Annotated in this window: 15 protein-coding genes and 1 pseudogene; 7 read left to right on the top strand and 9 right to left on the bottom strand. The window is 35.7% G+C overall.

Annotation, left to right across the window (positions count from 1 at the left end; translation table 11 throughout):
• Window positions 1–4: 4 nt before the first annotated feature.
• Window positions 5–2548: a YhdP family protein gene (locus tag K4G57_RS01000; RefSeq protein ID WP_236033136.1), complete on the bottom strand. Its 2544-nt coding sequence runs from the start codon at window positions 2546–2548 to the stop codon at window positions 5–7.
• Between K4G57_RS01000 and mltG the strand changes: the two genes are divergently transcribed.
• From mltG to K4G57_RS00970, 6 genes are all read left to right on the top strand, one after another.
• Window positions 2514–3467: an endolytic transglycosylase MltG gene (mltG, locus tag K4G57_RS00995; RefSeq protein ID WP_221531312.1), complete on the top strand. Its 954-nt coding sequence runs from the start codon at window positions 2514–2516 to the stop codon at window positions 3465–3467. The genes K4G57_RS01000 and mltG overlap by 35 nt on opposite strands.
• A 145-nt stretch (window positions 3468–3612) precedes the next feature.
• Complete coding sequence (locus K4G57_RS00990; protein ID WP_221531311.1) at window positions 3613–4554, top strand: malate dehydrogenase; 942 nt, start codon at window positions 3613–3615, stop codon at window positions 4552–4554.
• A 97-nt stretch (window positions 4555–4651) separates the two neighbouring features.
• Complete coding sequence (locus K4G57_RS00985; protein ID WP_221531310.1) at window positions 4652–4963, top strand: 4Fe-4S dicluster domain-containing protein; 312 nt, start codon at window positions 4652–4654, stop codon at window positions 4961–4963.
• 10 nt (window positions 4964–4973) lie between these two features.
• The gene (locus tag K4G57_RS00980) at window positions 4974–6101 is read left to right on the top strand and encodes a 2-oxoglutarate synthase subunit alpha (RefSeq protein ID WP_221531309.1); all 1128 of its coding nucleotides are present in this window, start codon (window positions 4974–4976) and stop codon (window positions 6099–6101) included.
• 1 nt (window position 6102) lies between these two features.
• Entirely contained in the window at window positions 6103–6936 is an 834-nt protein-coding gene (locus K4G57_RS00975; RefSeq protein ID WP_221531308.1) for a 2-oxoglutarate ferredoxin oxidoreductase subunit beta, read from the top strand.
• The gene (locus K4G57_RS00970) at window positions 6933–7496 is read left to right on the top strand and encodes a 2-oxoglutarate:acceptor oxidoreductase subunit OorC (protein WP_221531307.1); all 564 of its coding nucleotides are present in this window, start codon (window positions 6933–6935) and stop codon (window positions 7494–7496) included. The genes K4G57_RS00975 and K4G57_RS00970 overlap by 4 nt, the downstream gene beginning before the upstream one ends.
• Window positions 7497–8001: 505 nt before the next feature.
• On the opposite strand, the gene K4G57_RS00965 is transcribed toward K4G57_RS00970, so the two are convergent.
• From K4G57_RS00965 to K4G57_RS00945, 5 genes and pseudogenes are all read right to left on the bottom strand, one after another.
• On the bottom strand, window positions 8002–8553 hold the full coding sequence (locus tag K4G57_RS00965) for a restriction endonuclease subunit S (protein WP_221531306.1): 552 nt from the start codon (window positions 8551–8553) through the stop codon (window positions 8002–8004).
• Between the two features lie 97 nt (window positions 8554–8650).
• Window positions 8651–13189 carry a restriction endonuclease subunit S gene (locus K4G57_RS00960; RefSeq protein ID WP_221561786.1) on the bottom strand — a complete coding sequence of 1513 codons (4539 nt, stop codon included), beginning with the start codon at window positions 13187–13189 and terminating at the stop codon, window positions 8651–8653.
• A 90-nt stretch (window positions 13190–13279) separates the two neighbouring features.
• The gene (locus K4G57_RS00955; protein ID WP_221531304.1) at window positions 13280–15439 is read right to left on the bottom strand and encodes a DEAD/DEAH box helicase; all 2160 of its coding nucleotides are present in this window, start codon (window positions 15437–15439) and stop codon (window positions 13280–13282) included.
• 362 nt (window positions 15440–15801) lie between these two features.
• Window positions 15802–15900: pseudogene (locus K4G57_RS09000) on the bottom strand (DNA methyltransferase); the annotation flags it as partial.
• Window positions 15901–15985: 85 nt separating this feature from the next.
• Entirely contained in the window at window positions 15986–17221 is a 1236-nt protein-coding gene (locus K4G57_RS00945) for a site-specific DNA-methyltransferase (RefSeq protein ID WP_221561785.1), read from the bottom strand.
• 150 nt (window positions 17222–17371) lie between these two features.
• On the opposite strand from K4G57_RS00945, the gene K4G57_RS00940 reads away from it, so the two are divergent.
• Window positions 17372–17941: a sugar O-acetyltransferase gene (locus K4G57_RS00940; protein ID WP_221531302.1), complete on the top strand. Its 570-nt coding sequence runs from the start codon at window positions 17372–17374 to the stop codon at window positions 17939–17941.
• A 58-nt stretch (window positions 17942–17999) separates the two neighbouring features.
• On the opposite strand, the gene K4G57_RS00935 is transcribed toward K4G57_RS00940, so the two are convergent.
• The 3 genes from K4G57_RS00935 to hemL form a co-directional block, all read right to left on the bottom strand.
• Complete coding sequence (locus K4G57_RS00935; protein WP_221531301.1) at window positions 18000–18353, bottom strand: hypothetical protein; 354 nt, start codon at window positions 18351–18353, stop codon at window positions 18000–18002.
• 175 nt (window positions 18354–18528) lie between these two features.
• Window positions 18529–18936 carry an AtpZ/AtpI family protein gene (locus K4G57_RS00930; protein ID WP_429913075.1) on the bottom strand — a complete coding sequence of 136 codons (408 nt, stop codon included), beginning with the start codon at window positions 18934–18936 and terminating at the stop codon, window positions 18529–18531.
• A gap of 11 nt (window positions 18937–18947) precedes the next feature.
• Window positions 18948–20267 (bottom strand): glutamate-1-semialdehyde 2,1-aminomutase, encoded by a 1320-nt coding sequence (gene hemL / locus K4G57_RS00925; RefSeq protein ID WP_221531300.1) that lies wholly within the window; start codon window positions 20265–20267, stop codon window positions 18948–18950.
• Window positions 20268–20270: the final 3 nt, after the last annotated feature.

The raw sequence follows: 20270 nt of genomic DNA, 5'->3' as shown, positions 1-20270 counted from the left end.
TTCCTTAGTTAAAAACTTCAAAAGGCGAAGTAATCGCACGTCTTAGGATATTAAAAGGAGAGAGTAGAATGTCTTGGGCTGTTTGGGTATGAATTTTTGGATCATCAATTGTTCCATTAATTTTAAAATTTGTGGAGATTGTGCCATCTTTGCCTAAAACAATGTAATTAACAAGTGGAATTTTATTGATAATTCCGCTTAAAGTTTTTGCTGTGATGAATTCTGCATTAAAATCAATATTTTTAGATTCTAGCTGGATAATTCCTTGTCCTTTAATATCAATAGAAGAACCTTTGAAATTTAGAGCATCAATGGCTAGGAATTGGTCATTTAGACCAAAATGAATGCTTCCCTCCTTTAAATAATATCCCTCTTGATTAAAACTAGGAAGTTTAAGACTCAATAAAGATGGAATCGTATCAATAAAAGCCATTAGATTCTGCAATACATTAAGTTTATTAATAGAGGTGTTAAGTAATTTCATTTCACCGATGATGACGCCTTTATCATTAGTGTTTGCATTAATAAAAAAGCGTCCTTTATTAAAAGTGTGTTCGCGTGTGATAGCATTTAGGAATGTGTCGCCAAACTCTCTTGCATCAAGAGTGATAAAAACACCACGTTTATAAATATCAGCCCTACCATTTTTATGCTTAAGAGTTCCTTGAATTGTTTCGTTATGGAGATTAAAAGTGAAAGAATCACTTAAAATTGTGCGGTCTTTAAAAATGAGATTTGTATTCCTACCTTCAATCATTGTTGGAATCTCAATATTTTTAGGATTTGTGTTTGGGAGATTCTCACTATCTAGATTAAGGTTAATGTCTTTAAAGCTTATTTTTTGCGTCTCTCCACCGCTTGTAAAGTTAAAAACATCACTATTTAGTATTAAGTTATTTTGATTATAAAGCAAGTCTAGATTAAGTGTGGAGAGTGGTGTGTTGTCGCTCTTGTTTATTAAGATATTTTGTGTGCTATTTACAGAAATTTTTGCTCGGTATTCTAAAAAATCCTGCGTGTTTAACTCTAATGTTCCATTGACAACTTTATAATCTTGTAGGATTTTAGAAAAAGGAATGAAGTGGCTTAGGTTTCCTATATAAAACGTATAAGGAGCATTTAACTTCGCATTCAATGTAAAAGTCGGTAAGGTTAGAGTGATAGCGTTTTCCTCCTTAAAGTCTATGCTAAAGGGCAAAGAATGATTAGAAGCTTGCAATATATCAGGCTCAACTAGCATTAAAGAATGGATAAGTATATCCCCACTTATATTTTTATTTTTTGTATCAATAATAAAATTAGAGTTTCCTTGTAAAATATTTTGATAAGTAATATTTTTGGATTCCACCTTGATAATGTGGTTATCAAGCGCAATCTTTAAATCCCCAAATTCCACTGGAATGCCATTAAATAAGATTTTGGAATTTTGGGCTTTAAAGATTCCTTTAGTTTCAAGCTCGTGGCTTAATAAATCCAAATGAATAAAAAGGTTTGCTGTAACATTTGTTTCTGGCGCATTTAAGGGTAACGAGATGTTATAGGCTGTTAGGACTTCGTGAATGTTAGAATCTAAAGGTGCAGTGGTATTTAGAGTTATTTCTAGACTTGGAGTTTTGCTTATTATATCTTTTAGAGCAATTGTTGTGTTATTAGCTAAGTATTGCTTGTAAGTTGGAGCATTTGGATAAAACGTTAGTGTATTGTTTTGAAAAAGAAGTTTCACAGATTTTGCATAAGCAGCTGGAAGATTAGGATGAAAAATCACTTCAACATTTTTGGCTGTGGCAAGAACATATAAAGAGTTAATGGAATCTTCTACAATATGTTTGCTATCAAGTGGAATTGTGATAGAAAAATCGTTAATTTGTGCGCTCTCTATGCTGTAATTATCAAAAATCCACGCATTGACAAGCTTGTTTTTAATGTTAGGAAGCAGTGCGTGCAAGAATTTAATATCATTAAAAACATTACTAGAACCTTTAATATTTAACGTTTTTAAGTCGCTAAAAATATTTAAATCTAAATGTGCATAAGAGTGATAACTCTCTTTATCTAGAATATTTAAGTTTCCATTCATTGTCACTTCTTGCCGCTTTAGGTCATACACACCTTCCCCGCGATAATAGATTCCATAAGACTTTAGATAAAAATCGTGAATTTGGATAAGCACTTTAGAAGTGTTTTCTACAAGATTAAGTTTTACATAAAGTTCTGGTAAGTTGAGCGTGAAATTATCTCCATCATAAAATAAATTTGCTTGATAGTCTTTAATATAGATGTTTTTTATAGCAATTTTTTGGAAGTATTGCAGGATAAAATGCACATTTTTTGCGATAGTAATTTGTGTAGAGATGGAGAGATTCTTATTAGGGTTGCTATCAAACTGCTTTAAATGCAAAGATTGGATTTCTAAAATGAGTTTTTTATCTAATCTTAGGTAAAATCCCTCAATTTGTGAGCCAACTAGACTAAAGCGTTCTAGTCTAATTCCTGTGTGTAGAAAGGTATAAAGCGTGATAAATAAGCCTATAAAAAATGTAAAAAACAAAATAAGCTTTAGTGTTTTAATAGATGGTATTTTTATTCTTTTAATCATTCTATGTTTTTATTTGCAAACTTCAATGCAATCCAGTCGTGTTGTTTATGTGCCAAAAGGTGGAACTAATGCCATTATAACATATTTACAGGCGAATAATTTTGACTTGACTAATGGGGATAAGTATTTGGTGCGGTTTTTTGGTTATCCACAAAGTGGCTGGTTGGATATTGGACAAAGCACCTTAAGCAAGGGAGATTTTCTCTATAAGCTCACAACTGCAAAGGCAGTATTAGAAGATATTATGCTAATTCCGGGGGAAACGCTATATTTTTTCATTAAAGAAATTAGCGCAAAGCTTGATTTAGATGAATATGCCTTGCAATTAGCTTATGCTAAATATGCACCGATGCCAGATGGAGTGATTTTAGCAAACACTTACAAAGTTCCAAAGGGGATTAGTGCTTCGCATTTAATGTATTATTTGGTTAATACTTCTCTAAATGAGCATAAAAAATGGGCAATTAAGTTTTTAGGAGAATATGATGAAAAGCAGTGGTTTAGATATGTGATTATTGCTTCAATTATCCAAAAGGAATCTGCAAACGAAGAGGAAATGCCCATTATTTCCGCAGTAATTCGGAATCGCTTAGAAAAGAAAATGCGCTTACAAATGGATGGCTCGTTAAATTATGGAAAATATTCGCATACAAAAATAACACCTCAAATGATACAAAATGATACAACTAGTTACAACACTTATCGCAATGATGGAATCCCGGAATCTCCTGTTGGAAGTGTCGGATTTAAGGCAATTCAAGCAGCAATATTCCCTGCAAATGTAGATTATCTTTACTTTGTGCGCAACAAAAATGGTGTGCATTCCTTTAGCAAAACTTATAAAGAGCATCTCAATAACTTTTCAAAATAGTAAAAAGAATCGCTAAAAGCATTAAAAATAAGATTAATTTAAGAAGAAATACTTAACAATACTTCAAAAGAGTTTAGTGCAAAAAGTTAAATAAAACTTTGCTTTTTTGTGTTGTGTGAGATCTTAGAATGCAAGGAAAGGCTTTATGGAGAGAGTTAAGAGAGTTGGAATTATTGGTGCAGGCAATGTGGGTTCAACTTTAGCTTATATCCTATCTGCTACAACCTCCTATGAAATTGTTTTGCAAGACAAAGATAAAGACAGAGCAAGAGGGATGCTTCTTGATATGTTTCAAGCCTCTTGTGTAGGTCCAAAATTTACCAAACTTGGTGTGATTGCATCACCTAAAGATTTAAGTGGCTGTGATGTGATAGTTATTGCCGCAGGTTCTCCAAGACTTCCTGGAATGAGTCGCAGTGATTTATTGTTAGCAAATGCAAAAGTCGTTAGCGAAATTGCAAAAGGTATTAAAGAAAATTCTCCAGAAGCAATTGTTGTTCTTGTAACAAATCCACTTGATGCAATGGTTTATACTGCTTTAAAAGAGACAGGATTTAATCCAAAGCAAATTTTAGGAATGGCAGGAGTTTTAGATAGCGCGAGAATGGCAAGTTTCATTTATGAGAAATTACAATGTGCGCCCGGTCAAATCATGTCCCCAGTTATGGGTGGGCATGGTGATGATATGGTGCCTCTTGCAAGGTTTTGTATGGTAAATGGTGTGCCTTTAGCCGAATTGCTTAGCAAAAAAGAGATTGATGAGGTAATAGAGCGCACAAGAAACGCAGGAGCAGAAATTGTTAATTGCTTAAAAAAAGGTTCTGCATATTTTGCTCCAGCTAGAGCAACAGCGGAGATGGTGGTTGCAATTATGAGTGATAGCCATAAGATTTTGCCTTGTTCTGTTTTATTGCAAGGTGAGTATGGATATAATGATGTTGTGGGTGGAGTTCCAGTAGAGCTTGGAATCCATGGCATAGAGCGTATTGTTGAGCTAAAGCTTAACACAGAAGAAAGAGCGCAATTTGATAAGTCAATTCAGTCTGTAAAAAACTTGATTGATACATTAAAAAAAGAATATTTTTAAATCTATTTCAAGGAGGCGTAGTATTAAGAAAAACTTTAATGGTTGTAGGTAATTTTAGGTGAAATAGATTTAAATTAGGAAATTTAAGGAGTTTAAAATGGGATTATTAAAAGCCCCAGATAATACACCTGTTTGGGTAAATGAAGATCGTTGTAAAGCTTGTGATTTGTGTGTATCTGTGTGTCCATCAGGAACATTAGCAATGCGCCTTGACGAGAATAGAGTATTAGGAAAAATGGTAGAGATTATCCATCCAGAAAGTTGTATCGGATGTCAAGATTGTGAGTTGCATTGTCCGGATTTTGCGATTTCGGTTGCAGATAGAAAGGAATTTAAATTTGCAAAAATAACCGATGAAGCAAAGCAAAGAGCAGAAGCAATTAAAGCTAATGGCTATATGGCTGTATAAGGAGTAACTAGTGAGTAGAGAATTAATTTCAAGCGGAAATGAGTTAGTCGCACATGCTGCGATTGATGTTGGCTGTAAGTTCTTTGGCGGGTATCCTATTACTCCCTCTAGCGAAGTAGCGCATGAAATGAGTGTAATGTTGCCACGAGAGAATGGTTCGTTTATACAAATGGAAGATGAAATTGCTGGAATCTCTGTGGCACTTGGTGCTTCAATGAGTGGTGTAAAGTCAATGACAGCGACTTCAGGACCGGGAATCTCCTTAAAAGCAGAGCAAATTGGGCTTAGTTTTATGGCAGAAGTTCCTCTAGTGATTGTGAATGTTATGCGTGGCGGTCCATCAACTGGTCTTCCAACACGTGTTGCACAAGGTGATATTGCTCAAGCTGCAAATCCAACACATGGGGATTATCAGTCTATTGCACTATGTCCGGGAAGTTTAGAGGAGGCATACACAGAAACAGTGCGTGCATTTAATTTAGCAGAGAAATTTATGACACCTGTTTTTTTACTACTTGATGAAACCTTAGGGCATATGCATGGAAAGGCAATTGTTCCAGACCTTAGTGAAGTGCAAAAAACAATTGTAAGTCGTCAAGAATATACAGGAGATAAGAACTCTTATAAGCCTTATGATGTAGCAGATGATGCGCCTGCTGTGCTAAATCCTTTCTTTAAAGGATATCGTTATCATATCACAGGACTACACCATGGACCAACAGGTTTTCCAACAGAAGATGCAGTGCTTTCTCAAAAGTTAATTGACCGCTTGTTTAATAAGATTCTAAGTAAAAAAGATGAAATCGTCACCTATGAAGAATATAAGCTTGAAGACGCAGACACTCTACTAATTGCTTATGGTTCAGCTTCAAGAAGTGCAAAAGAAGCAGTGGATAGATTAAGAGAAGAGGGCAAAAAAGTAGGGCTATTTAGACCAATCACACTTTGGCCATCTCCTAAAGAGGAATTAGTAGCACTTGGTAAACGTTTTGATAAAATTCTAGTTGCCGAGCTAAATAAGGGGCAATATGTTAAAGAGGTTGAGCATAGTATGAAAAAAGATGTGGCTCTTTTAGCAAAAGCAAATGGACGCCCACTATCTCCAATAGAAATTATTAATAAAATTAAGGAGTTATAAGATGGCATTTAATTACGATGAATATTTAAGAGTGGATAAAATGCCAACACTTTGGTGTTGGGGTTGTGGTGATGGTGTTATCTTAAAGGCGATTGTGCGGGCAATTGATAAGCTTGGTTGGAACATGGATGATGTCTGTTTAGTGAGCGGAATCGGATGTTCCGGACGTGTTAGCTCTTATGTGAATTGTAATACCGTGCATACAACACATGGAAGAACACTAGCATACGCAACAGGAATTAAACTTGCAAATCCTACAAAAAAAGTGATTGTTGTAGGTGGTGATGGAGATGGTTTAGCAATCGGTGGAAATCACACAATTCATGCTTGTAGGAGAAATATTGATATTAATTATGTTTTAATTAATAACTTCATCTATGGTCTTACAAACTCCCAAACTTCTCCAACAACGCCACAGGGAATGTGGACGGTAACTGCACAATATGGCAATGTGGATCCCGTGTTTGACCCTTGTGATTTAGCAATTGCTGCTGGGTCAAGCTTTGTAGCGCGTGAATCTGTGCTTGATCCTAAAAAACTTGAAAAGGTTTTAGTAGAAGGTTTTGCGCATGAGGGCTTTGCATTTTTTGATATTTTTAGTAATTGCCATGTAAATTTAGGTAGAAAAAACAAAATGGGCGAGGCAATTGACACATTAAAATGGATTGATAGCAAAATTATTTCTAAGAAAAAATTTGATGAGCTAAGCAATGAAGAAAAAGTTGGTAAGTATCCAACTGGAATTTTGCATCACGACACAGAAAAAATAGAATATTGTAAGGCTTACAGACAAGTGCAAGAAAAAGCACAAGCTAAAAAAGGAGGTGCAAAATGAGAAGGCAACTCCGCTTTACAGGTGTAGGAGGTCAGGGTGTTTTATTGGCTGGAGAAATCTTAGCAGAGGCACAAATTAGAACAGGTGGTTATGGCGTAAAAGCAGCAACTTATACTTCTCAAGTACGTGGTGGTCCAACAAAAGTGGATATTTTGCTAGATGAGCAAGAAATTTTATATCCCTATGCAAATGAGGGTGAGGTAGAGTATATGCTCTCCACTGCACAAGTTAGTTACAATCAGTTTAAAGATGGACTAAAACAGGGTGCAATTATCGTAGTTGAACCAAACCTTGTAACACCAAGTGATGAGGATAAAAAACGTTTTAAAATCTACCCGATTCCAATTATTAGCATTGCTAAAAACGAAGTTGGAAATGTAGTAACACAATCTGTTGTTGCTCTTGCTGTAACAGTTACACTTACAAAATGCGTAGATAGAGATTTGGTATTTAATACAATGATTAGCAAAGTTCCTGCAAAAGTTGTGGAATTAAACAAAAAAGCTTTTGAACTTGGTGAAAAATACGCTAAAGAAGCCTTAGAAAAAGGTTCTATCTAAATCCTTAAAGCTCCTAGCATAAGCTAGGGCTTTCACTTTTTAAATTTTTAGATTCTAAAACTTTTCTTATCATCGCAAATGTAGATAGAATCTTTTAAAATCTAAATAGAAATTTGATTGTTCTCCCCCTTTTATAAATGCAATTTTTGCCCACACTTGCACATATGGTAGCACAGCTTCTTAATTGCATAGACCCTCAAAAAGCTACTTAAAAAACACACAAGAGGGAAAACTAAAAAAGACAAAGCAGAATCTATAAAAGCTTTTTCTAGGTGGGGAAAAAGCATTAATTTTTAGATTCGTTGTTTTGCCTATGAAAACATATTCTAAAAAGCCCTCTTTTTTACCTTGATTTTTCTAATGCTGGGCTAAAAGCTTTGGATTTGCCTTGTTTTATCTTGTTTTTTAAGGAGGATTAAATATTTTTGCTCATTCATTCTTGCTCTTTTTGCATTTTTGCCCTTTTGCAAGCAATTTAAGCAAGAAAAAACTTAAAAATTTCTTATCATTGTGCTTGTAAATGCCTCTTAAGGATTGTGCTTTTTTGGTTCTCTAGTGCTTTAAGTTTAGAATCTAGGCTTGTGATTTTGGATTCTATATTTTCAATCACAGCAACGATTTTTTCTTGAGATTCTAGAGGGGGGAGGGGGATTTGCGAAGCATAAATATTATTGCGATTTATACCCGGAACACCTATTCCTATTTGCTTATTTTCCAAGTTTAAATCTTGAAGCACAAGATAAAGCAATTTCATATTGTATTGAGTTTTTGTTTTTACATAAAAAGTTGTATCAATAGGATAACAATTTTTTTCAATATAATTTATTTTTCCCGCTGAACCTTTTCTCCCCACGATAATACAAGGAGATTCCACAATATATTCATTATGATAACCCACAATCCCATTTGAACCCATTACAGGATATTTTCCTTGAACTCTTTGAGATTCTGGCAAAGCCCTACCATATTCTAAGGATAAAACTTCCCCGAGTTTTACCCTCTCCCAGCCTGTTTTTGGTGGGGTGGGTAAAGTTGGGAGGAGCGCAAAAAGATTCAAACTTATGCCACTTTTTTCTAAAGCCAAGCTTTTTGCATTCTGCCAAAAGGCTTTACGTGAAAGGCAAAGGGTGATTTTAGTTAAGATTAATTTAAGTTTAGAATCGTCTCTCTCTCTCTCTCTCGTTGTTTAAGCTATCATTAAGGATAATGGCTTTTTGTTTTTCTAAATTCTCAAGTTCTGCATCTAAATTTGTGATTTTGGATTCTATATTTTCAATCACAGCAACGATTTTTTCTTGAGATTCTAGAGGAGGGAGGGGGATTTGGAGGTTTGAAAATTCAGGCACGGTAAGTTGTGGAATATTCACTCCGCTATTTTGGATATTTGTATGATTTATAGAAATTTCTAAAAATTTTAAATCCGCTTTCTTTGCATTTGGTATCAAAACAATCAATCGCACAATGGGGCAAAATGGTTCAAATCTCGCAACTGCATAACCTATCGTTCCTCTTGCTGAAATAGTTAAAGCATTTTGCGTAATTGTAGGTTTATCAGTATAGCCATAAAGTCCTTTTTTCTCTACTGCATTGGCATAGATAGGTATTTGACATTCTTGCGTTTGAGTTTGTGAAAAAACTTTTGGTTTGTCTCCTCCTGCTAATAATTTCTCTGCAATTTGTGATATTTTCACAGAATCCCAGCCCTCTTTTGGTGGGGTGGGGAGGGAGGCTAAAAGGGCTTTGAGTTTTTCAATGTCTTGTTGGCTTTCTGCATTGGAATATTCATTGTCGTGTTGGGATTTCATTGTCATACTGAGGGCAATGCCCGAAGTATCTCTTAAGGATTTTTGAGTTTCTAAGTTTTGGGATTCTTCGGCTAACGCCTCAGAATGACGAGCGGGGTTAGATTCTTCGGCTAACGCCTCAGAATGACGAGTTTCCACATTGTCATATTGAGCGTTAGCGAAATATCTTTGAGATTCTTCGGCTAAAGCCTCAGAATGACAAGAGAGGGGGTCAGAATGACCAAAGGGGTTAGATTCTTCGGCTAACGCCTCAGAATGACAATTTAAGGAGTGGGATTCTTGGGCTTCATAATGGGAGGCTTGACAACTTAGAATCAAGCTCCAATCAAGTTTGGATTCTAATTCTGCGATATTTGCTAAAAGCTCTATGATGAAGGCGTTTATTGGAGTTAGGGATTCTTCGCTTTTAGATTCTTCGCTTTGCTCAGAATGACGAAGGGTATTGTCATATTGAGCATTTGAAAAATGCGAAATATCTCTATTAAGATTATTAAGGGATTCTTCGCTGCGCTCAGAATGACGAGTTTCCACATTGTCATATTGAGCGTTAGCGAAATATCTTTGAGATTCTTCGGCTAAAGCCTCAGAATGACAAATGCCGCATTTGACTAAAACCGCTTTGATTAATCTTTGGTATGTTTCTATGGTTTTTGCTATGGTGCTATGCTGTTCCTCCACTTTCTCGCACTCGCTCACGATTTGTTGTTGAATCTCTATGGGCGGTAGGGGGATTTTAAGGTTTCTAAATTCTGGTTTTTGTAAATGTTTTAATCCTGCTCCTTTAAATAAAAAATCGTTAATATAAGAAGTTTGAATTTCAAGCATATAAAAAATAAATTTTGTCAAAGCCTTTTTAGAATCTTGGCTTTTAATTACATAAGTATCGGTAGAATATGCACTCTCACCATTGTAAAACTGAACGATAGCATTTCCGCCCGTTGATAAATAAATATTTTCTCCGCTTGTTAGGGCTTCATCATAGCGATAAATGTTTAAACCGCTGGTATAAAATGGATATTTGCCTTTTGTGTTTTCTTTGGCTTCGCTGACTTTTACTTTAGATTTTGGATTTTCTAAAATTATCTCCCCCAATCTCACCAACTCATATTTAGAGTTTTTAAAGGGATTTGCGTCGAGGTTTCGGCTAGATTCAGATTCTTCGCTGCGCTCAGAATGACCACTTAAAATAACACTAGGATTTAAAGAAATTGCCTTATTAAATTCCACTCGGCTAAAATCAAGCATATCTACAAGCCTTGCGTAGTTTGCATAAGGGCTTAAGCTCTCTGGAATGCTTAGAGATTCTCCTAAAAAAGCTTGTTGGATTAAAAAATTTAGCTTGTTAGGATTGTCTGGGTTGTCTCGTTCAAAAAGTGGGGTAGCATAAGGAGAGCTAAGCTCCTTTATGCCCTCATCTCCCTTGCGATTGCTCCATTCATAGCCTAAGAATTGCTTTTGGTCTTTGTTATCTTGTGGGCTTTTGATGATTAACACCTTATTTTGCATAGCAAGGGCGAAATAGAGCAGTTTGTCCCTCTCAATGCCTTGTGCAAAGTCTAAAAATGCCTTAGTTTCTAGGCTTTCTTTATCCTCGCTGTTTGCATAGTCTTTGCTTGCTTTTAGCTTTTTAAACGCATTGCTTTGCTTAAAGGCGTGTTGGTATTCTTTAAAATGGCTGTGTTCTTTGAGTGCTTGGGGGATTTGTCCGCTTAAAAATGCTAAAAAATCTTGCCTTTGGTAGTTTTGGGACGCGCAATAGCTAGAAAAATAGCCATTGTCTTTAAAGCTGGGATTATCTTGTAAAAATTCGCTTGTGAGCCTGTCGTTCAAGTCATGGAATTTTTTTGAAAAATCCTTTTGGTGATAGGTTTGTCTTTTACTCGCAAAAAGGATAATGGTATTTGTGCCTGTGGCTCCAAAGGTCTGGCTACCTAGCTCCACAAGGGCGATAAGCTCAAAGTTTTTTAGCAAAATTTCTCTAGCACTCTTATAGATTCCACTTTTGTTTAAAATGGAGCTTGGAAGTATCATCGCTACTTTTGCCTCATCATCTAAAAGCTGGTTTGCCCTCTCGATGAAAAAGCATTCTATGGCGTTGTTGCTTTCAAGATTCAGGTTTTCGCCAAACAAACGATACGTGTCCCTTGACTTTTTGTCCAAAGTCTCTAAAAAGCCTTGCACGCTATAAGGAGGGTTGGTGATAAGCACATCAAAGCTATTGTTTGCAATCTTTACTTTGCCTTGTGTGGCGTTTGCTAAGGTGTCGCTTGATAGGGCGTCAGCATAGAGGATTGTTACTTCATTTTGCCCATACATACAGCTTGAAACTTTGGCAACCTTGCTTAAGCGGTATTCTTTTTCAATACCATAGATGTTTTTGTAATAGTCTTGTAGCTTTTCTTGTGGGATAAAAGTTCTTAAGAAATTCGCATAGGTGTTTAAGAAATGTCCCGCCCCGCACGCGTAGTCAAGCACTCTTGGAATCTTGTGAGAATAGAGCCTCTCTAGCGGCAAAGAATAGATAATGAATTCACAAATTTGCACAGGAGTGAAAAACTGCCCTTCATCTTGTTTCATACCCTTTTGTAAAAAGAGTTCAAAAAGATTGCCTAGAAATTGATTGGTTTGATTTTGGGTAAGCTTGAGATTTTCAAAGAGTTTTACCACGCTTTTTAACACTTGCGCATTTTGATAAAAAAGCTCTTCATTATGCACTTCTAAAAATGCAAAGTCATTGTTAGAATAAAATTTAAGCTGTTTGATAAAATGCTTCATTTCTTTCTTTAAGGTTTTTTCATTTTTGCTGTGATGATTGAAGGATTTTTCAATATCTTCATCAGCGATAAAGGTAATTTCTTCTTTTAAAAATTCTTTCATCGCATTTTTATAAAGGAGCATTAATCTGTCTTGCATTTCCTCAAAACTATCGGCAATCACGCCTTTGTAGATGAAATGGAGGTTGGTTTTGTTGTAGGTTTCGTCATAGATTTTGCATAAGAAAAGATTGACAAGTTTGTCAAAAGCGTTTTCTTTGCCTGAAATATTGTATTTACGCAAAATCTTCGCAAACTCGTGATATTTGCCATCTTCGTGCTTTTTGTTAGAATCTTCTCTTGTTGATTGGAGTTCTTTTAAATCCTCAAAACATAGGGCGTTTTTACCAATCTCATAGGCGTTAATGTTTTTCTCAAAAATACCAATTTGTGAAAAATCTTGCTTATAAATTTCGTTCCATACTTTGAAAATCTCCTCTTCGTTGTTGGCAGTTTTGTAGGATTCTTTAAAGTCGTGTTTTTGGAGGTATGTTTCATTATCTTGCATATTTAAAATATAGTTTTCATAGCTGAGTTTATCTGTAAAAGTGCTTGTGTAAAGGCAAAGGAATTTGGTGTTTTTATCCTGACGATAGTAGGAGAAAAGTTGCCCGCCATTTTGCTGCATTTTCGCCCATTCTTTTTTAAACTCGCTATTTTTGGAATCTGTGGTTTTGCATTCAATCAATAAATAAGAATCGCCTTGATTATCGCGCACTAAAATATCTGCCTTGCCGCCTTTTGCCTCGCGTCCTAGCTGCCATTTGGGTTCTAGTTCTATGTGTTGGGGCTTATAACCCTTTGCTAAAAGCCTATGCACGCATTCAAAAACGACAAAATTTTCAGGGTGAGAGAAGTTACAGGTGGTTAAATCGTGGATAATGATTCCATTTGGCTGGAGTTTGGAATCTGTGGCTTTTGGGTTTGGGTTTTTTATCGTGTTTTGTGGGTAGAATAGCTTTTTTTGATGAAAATCAACCTTTAAGGTGCAATCACTCCCAAAATCTTTGGAGTATTGCCCCCCCCCCCCCATTATTTGCTGGAGTAAAGCCCAAAGATAAAAGCACTTGTTCAAAATTCTCTTTATGTATCATCGCATTTGCCTTTTTGTTTTGCTTTTTGGGCGATTATTTTAATCAATATGTATTTAATATGCCTTTAAGCCTTAAGAATCTGCTAGGAAGCTTTTTAACATATCTTTGGTTAAGGGTTTTTTGATTTCTCCATTAGGTGTAGAGCACCACATAACCCAAGAATCGCCCTTTTTAGTAGGGATATAAAAATAATAGCCCGTTTTTTTGCTTATGGTTTTATAGGCGTGTTTTAAAGCATCGATTTTATTCTCATACGCTTTTGTATCAATGCTTTGATTGGCGGAAATATTTGTGCTTTTTACCTCAAAAATATGGATTCTATCTTTATAATCTTTTAAAATAAAATCCGGATAAGAAAAATGATAGCCCTCTAAATAGTATTCAAATCTCAATTGAGAATTAAAAGGAAAATTCTTGCCAAAAAGATAGAATCTTTCATTGTTAATTTCTATGCTTTTTATCAACCTTTTTTGATTGTTTGGATTCTCTGGAGCTTCCTCATCATAAAGCTTTATTAAAAATTCTAGCCACTCCTTTTCAGCCTCGCTATCAAAATAAAATTTCTTATCCAAGCTTTGCCATATCCATTTATCAATCTCACCTTTCTTAAAATCGCTTTTTTGCAAGATAGATTCCAAAGGCAGCACTTTATTTTTAGGCTCTACTATAATTCTTTTTTCATAATCAAGCATTGCGGCTAAAAATTTCTTTTTTAGCAATTCAAAATTGTTATTAAAAGCAAACCACCTTTCATAAGCTTCGCCACCATTTCCCGCTAAAACATATTTTTCGCACTCTTTATATAATTCTTGATTTTTTACAAGCTCTTTATAAAAGTCAAAAATATTTTTTCTAAGATCATCGTTTTTATACGCACTCTCTTGGCTTAAAATTTCCTCTACATCAAACGCCCCTTTTTCGCCCACACCTTTGCTTTCGCCCACTCTCTCAACCCTTGTTGTATGCAAGTAAAATTCCTCTTGCACCGCATTTGTAAAAAGCCCTTCTTGTAAGCCGCCTTTTAAGCGCACAGGTATGGTTGTCTCATTCTTTGGCTTGATACCATACACATACGCCTTGCTTACAAGTTCTTGCACTTCCTTGCTTAGATTCTCAAACTCAAGCAAACAAGGATTCCGCCTTACTCTGCCTATGACTTGCTCATCAAGTTGCTTTGATTTAGAATCGCGTATTTGATAGAGCATACAAGCTCTAGGTATATCCCAACCCTCGCTTATCACCATTTTAAAAATAATAATATCAATAGTGCTTGTGTGCTCTTTTGCGTAGTTTTTCCATTTTTTTACAGGTAAGTTTTTTGCCTTTAAATCATCATTACTATCATTTTTTTGAGAGCTTTCATCAACGATAAGCATCCACTTAAGATGTGAAAAACGCGCACTTTTAAACAATTCTTTTAAATTTTTTATCTCATTTTCTGCTTTGTCTTTGTTAGAAATTTGCACTATCAAGCAAGGGTTAATCCCTAGTTTTTCAACATAATCCTTTTTAAGCTCTATAAACTTCTCTAAAGCCTCTTGCAATGTTTCTTCCTCAAAATATTCTACCTGTTTGATAAGCTTCGCACTTACTGCTTCTTCTTCGCTTATACGCACATCAGGGATTTGTCCTTTACTAAGTTTAGGCGTAGCGGAGACATTTAGCACTTTGCTAAAAAATTCATTGCTTTTGTTTGGCTGATTTGTTTTATGGTGTTTTATAATCAACTCATCTAAATTATTCGTAGCAATATGGCACTCATCTTTTATTAAATAAATTTCTTTTTCTCTAATTCCTTGTGTAAGATTCTCAAAATCTCCTCTAAAGCCCTTTAGTTCGCGCAAAAATTGCACAAAAGCCCCCGATTTCAGCTTACTATCCTTTTTATACAAATCTCTAGGCAAAACATACACATTATAATCTGTGGGGATAAAGAGATTTTCTTCCTTTCCTGTTTCGCTCTCTATCAAATATGGCTTTAAATGCGTAAATTTGCTTTGAAATTTCACAAAGGCATTATAGTTTTGCTCACCTAAACCCCCTTTAGATAGGCTAGATACCACAAATACGATATTTGCATTTTCTTTTAAAAGCTTATTCATAAACGCTGCCATCATTATTGTTTTGCCACTACCTGTGGGAGCTTGGAAGGTGATTGTATCTTTAGTTTTAAATTTCTCTGTCAGCTTCTCTACTGCTTCTTGTTGCAAATCCTTAACCGCTTGTATCATTTTGCACCCTTTAGCTTAGAGATTTGGGCTTCATATTTCTCCTCACTAAGCCCTTGCATTTCAAGGCTTTTTCTAGTGAAATCAAAGTTTTCACACACCCATTGTATTTTCTCACAAGCATTGCTAAATTTTTCTAAGCCATAAAGCCTCTCATCAATTTTTGTAAAAATTTCTCTATCAAATGGGCTTATTTCTTTTATCCAGCTTACTTCTAGGCTATCTCCATAGGGCTTGTTTTTCTCTAACCACTTGAAGTTTGTATCCCCGTTATAGCATTCCCCGCTCATAATGCGCTTTAATCTCTTAGTCGTTACATCTATTGCTATGCCATTGGGATTTAAAGGAGTTTTTTCGTTATTAGTTACTAAGATAAATTTGCGATTACCGCCATCTTCTCTATTGAGTTCTAGCACTGCGTGGGCGGTGGTGCCACTTCCTGCAAAAAAATCTAAAATAATATCAGGCTCTGCGTTGTCTCTTTGGGGATTTTGAGATTCTTCGCTACGCTCAGAATGACAAGTGGGGTTAGAATCTTTGGATTCTAGGCTATGAGGACATTCTGCCCCCCCCCCCCCCATATAATTGCGCATTGTCTAGGTTTGTGTTATTTGCGGAGGTGGAGATTTTAAGGAGGTGTTTGATTAGATTGATAGGTTTAGGAGTATCAAAAACTTTATTTTCAAATATTGCTTGAATTTCTTTTGTAGCGTCTGTTGTTGTGCCATATTCTGTAAAAATTGTGCGAGTTTTTATCACTTTTTCTTTATTTTGCACTTCATCAAAATAAATAACTTCATAGGGAGTTAATCGTCCTTTGGAGTCTTTTTGCCAAAAGATATGCTCCTTGTCTAAATTTTCAGGCTTTTTACGCCACCGCCCCTCCACTCCATTAGGTGCGGCAGGATAAAAATCATTACCATTTGTATCTTTTATAGAATAATAAAGTGAAGGTGCATCTTCTTTCAGTGAGCCTATTCCCCATTTCTCAAGTTTTAGAATCTTTGCCTTTTTGCCATTGACAATTTTATTAAAATCTTTTTCATTTTGTTCTTGTGTTATATCATTTATTTGCCACAAAAACTTTTTATGGCATAAAATATACTCGTGTTCTCTAGCAAAATCCTGTGAATCTTGACTGCCCCCTTTTTTCTTTTGCCACACCAAACTACTTACAAAATTCCTCTCCCCAAACACTTCATCAAAAAGGCATTTCACATAGGCTTGATTCCTATCATCTATACTGCAAAATATCACACCATCATCTTTAAGCAATTCTTTAGCTAAAACTAATCGCGGATAAAGCATGGATAAAAGATTATCCCTTGAAATCGCGTTGTTATAGTTTGTCTGTGCGAACTCTCCTAAATCATCTTTGCCATAAGGGGGGTCTATGTAGATAACTTTCACCTTTTGCCTATAAGTGATGAGGAGATTTAAAAGGGCGGGGTAGTTATCACCTATGATTAAGCTATGAGTTAGCACAGAGTTAGAATCTCTAAAGCTTAAAGTCTCATCTTTTGCTAAATAATGTATAGCCTCGCTCTGTTTTTCTAATCTTTTATCAAAATGAAAGCCCGTTCTTTTATAAGTCGTGCCAAGTGCGGATATGCTTAGGGCTTCCGCTTTAGTTTCGGCGTTTTTAATAAGCTTTTCTAAAAGCTCTGCATTGTTTTCTTCTATGATTTTATCTTCTACTCTTTGCTTGAGTTCTTCTATGAGATTTGCCTTGAGTTGTGCTAGGCTTGAAGTTTGCGCGTTGGAAGTGTTTTGTGAATCTTGCATTTTGAGCCTTTTACATGGGGATTACAAAAGTATAGATTGTAATATTATTAGGCTTTTAGTATTCTTTAAGTAGATTATAAAGCTTGACAAACACTAAGTGATAGGGCTTATAATTTACATTTTAAAAGTTTAATAAAACAAAGGATAGCAATGTGGCATAAGGATATTTTTGAAAGGGATTTAAGCGGAGAATGCGTAAGCACAAAGGAAGAGGAATTTTACAAAATAAAAGAAATCATAGAAAGCACCATAAAGCTTACTCGCAAGCTTAACACACAGGATTTAAGCCCTAAGGAAGTAAGAGAGCTTTTCTCGCAGATTATTAATAAAGAAGTTGATGAAAGCACTTGGATTATTCCGCCTTTTTATGTGGATTTTGGACGTAATATAAGCGTGGGTAAGAACTTTTTTATGAATCAATGTTGCACCTTTATGGATAGGGGAGGCATAAGCATAGGTGATGATGTGTTTATAGGACCTAAAGTGTGCCTAACGACTATCAATCATGATTTGAATCCTTATGCGCGAACAAACACTTTTTGCAAAGGGATTGTGATAGAAAACCGCGTGTGGATAGGGATAAATGCCACGATTTGCCCGGGTGTGCGCATAGGGGAGAATTCCATTATCGCTGCTGGAAGTGTGGTAACAAAAGATGTTCCCGCAAATGTAATTGTAGGTGGCAACCACGCAAGAGTGATAAAAAGATTAGAATTTTAAGGGTTAAAGATTTAGGAATTTTAATCGCTCGTTAGGAAAAAGTGCAATAGCTAGAATTTTATTTTCTAAGTGCAATCCCTAAAATTACAAAAATATTTGCAAACACTAAACCGCTAAAAAAGGCAGTTATATTAAAAAGTTGGTGACGGATTAAAATTAGGATTCCAATAACTAAGATTCCATAGGTTAAAAGACGCAAAGGCATAAAAAATATTTTAAATCCAGTCTTTGCATGGATTGTGCTAAAATTATCCCAAAATTTGCGTTTTTTTAGTGGAATCTCTAGGGTTTCTTCTTTGGATTCTGTGTTTTTTGGAGTGGAATTATTTTCGGATTCCATAGTCTTAAAATATTCTTCCTCTTCCTCTAACCTTTCTTGTTTGCTTTTATAAGCTTCCGCTAAGGCTCTCAATTCCTCTTTAGAATAGTTATTTATGAGGGTTAGAATCTTTTTTTTCTGTGTGTAAAAAACACCTAAAACAATAAATAAAAAAGAAAGAAATGCAAAAGAAAAATTTAATGCAAACCCACTTCCAAAGGCAATCCAAGTAAGACAGGGAATGCCACACAACGCAACTAAAAGAAGCTTAGTCTTCATCGTATTTGGAATAGGTATATTTAGGATCATTTGCTAGAGTGTCAAATTCTTTTTTTTGTCTCTTGTAAGCTTTATAAACATTTAAAATTGCAGCACACACCCCCCAAGCAACGCCCAACCAAAACAACCAACGTATTTTAAAAAGTGATTCTAACCCATAACCTATGCCAATGCCAATTAGCACTGCTAGCACCATTGAAATTCCAAGCGTGGCGTTAGAATATGCTAGGACTGCATCTTTGTATTTTAGTTCTTGTGGATTTTCTAAGTCTTGCGCGTCTATTGTAGATTCCGTATTTTTTAGGTTGGAATCGTCTTTGGATTCCATTGTGTTAGGATTTAGCTTGAATTCTTTTTCTTGTGTTGTTTTTTCTTTAGAATCTATTTTGGATTCCATTTTAGATTCCTTTAAATCCTGTGAGTGCTGATTTCTAGCAACACTTTATGCGCTTTTTCTAAAACTTCGTCAATGAGTTTGGAATCCATTGTTGTGCAAATAAAACCCGTTTCAAATTGTGAAGGGGCAAAATACACACCAGCATTTAGCATTCCTTGATGAAAAGCTGCAAACATTTTTGTATCACTCTTTAGTGCGTCTTGAAAGTTTTTAACAGGATTTGCATTAAAGAAGAATCCAAACATACTTCCACGTACACAAGTTTGTAGCGGAATCTTAAAAGAAGTGCAAATCTCTTGCAGTCCCTTGACAAGTTGCAAGGCTAGAGATTCTAAATGTTGATAAATTGTAGGATTTGTGCGCAATTTTTGCAAAGCCACAAGTCCTGCATGCATTGCCACAGGATTGCCACTTAGTGTTCCTGCTTGATAGACTGCACCACTAGGGGAGAGGAGTCGCATAATATCATCTCTTCCGCCAAATGCTCCAACAGGCATTCCTCCTCCAATGACTTTGCCAAAAGTTGTTAAATCACCACATACTTTATAAAAGCTTTGTGAGCCACTAAGTGAGGCTCTAAAGCCGCTCATCACTTCATCTAAAATTAAGAGGATTCCATGTTTATCGCAGAGTAATCTTAAGCCCTCTAAAAACTCCGATTCACTAGGCACGAGTCCCATATTTCCAGCAATGGGTTCTAGGATTATGCAAGCGACACCGCTACCTTTGGAATTGCTTAATGCAATGCAAGACTCTACGCTTTTTAAATCATTATAAGTTGCTATAAGCGTGTGCTTTGTAAAATCGCTTGGAACACCCGGTGAGCTAGGATTTCCAAAAGTTGCTAACCCACTTCCTGCAGAAACTAAAAGTGCATCACTATGCCCATGATAACAACCTTCAAATTTGATAATATCTTCTTTATTTGTATATGCTCTAGCAAGGCGGATTGCACTCATTGTTGCTTCTGTCCCACTTGAAACAAAGCGGATTTTTTCAATTCCATCGACAAGGCTAATCACTTCCTTAGCAAGTGCAGTTTCAAGTAGGGTTGGTGCTCCAAAGGATAGACCATTTTTAACTGATTCAATCACAGCTTTTTCAATATCCTTATCGCAATGCCCAAAAATAAGTGGTCCCCAGCTTTGCACAAAATCAATATAGGTGTTATTATCTACATCAGTGATATATGCGCCATTGCCTTTAGTGATAAAAGGTGGTGTGCCACCTACGCTTTTAAATGCTCTAACAGGAGAATTAACACCACCGGGAATGACTTGTTTTGCTATATTAAAATCATTTATGCTGTTTAAATTGTCTAAAGATTCCATAAT

The sequence above is a fragment of the Helicobacter turcicus genome, from assembly GCF_019711685.1.
Lineage (GTDB): Bacteria > Campylobacterota > Campylobacteria > Campylobacterales > Helicobacteraceae > Helicobacter_D > Helicobacter_D turcicus.
This window is presented reverse-complemented; position numbering and strand designations above follow the sequence as displayed.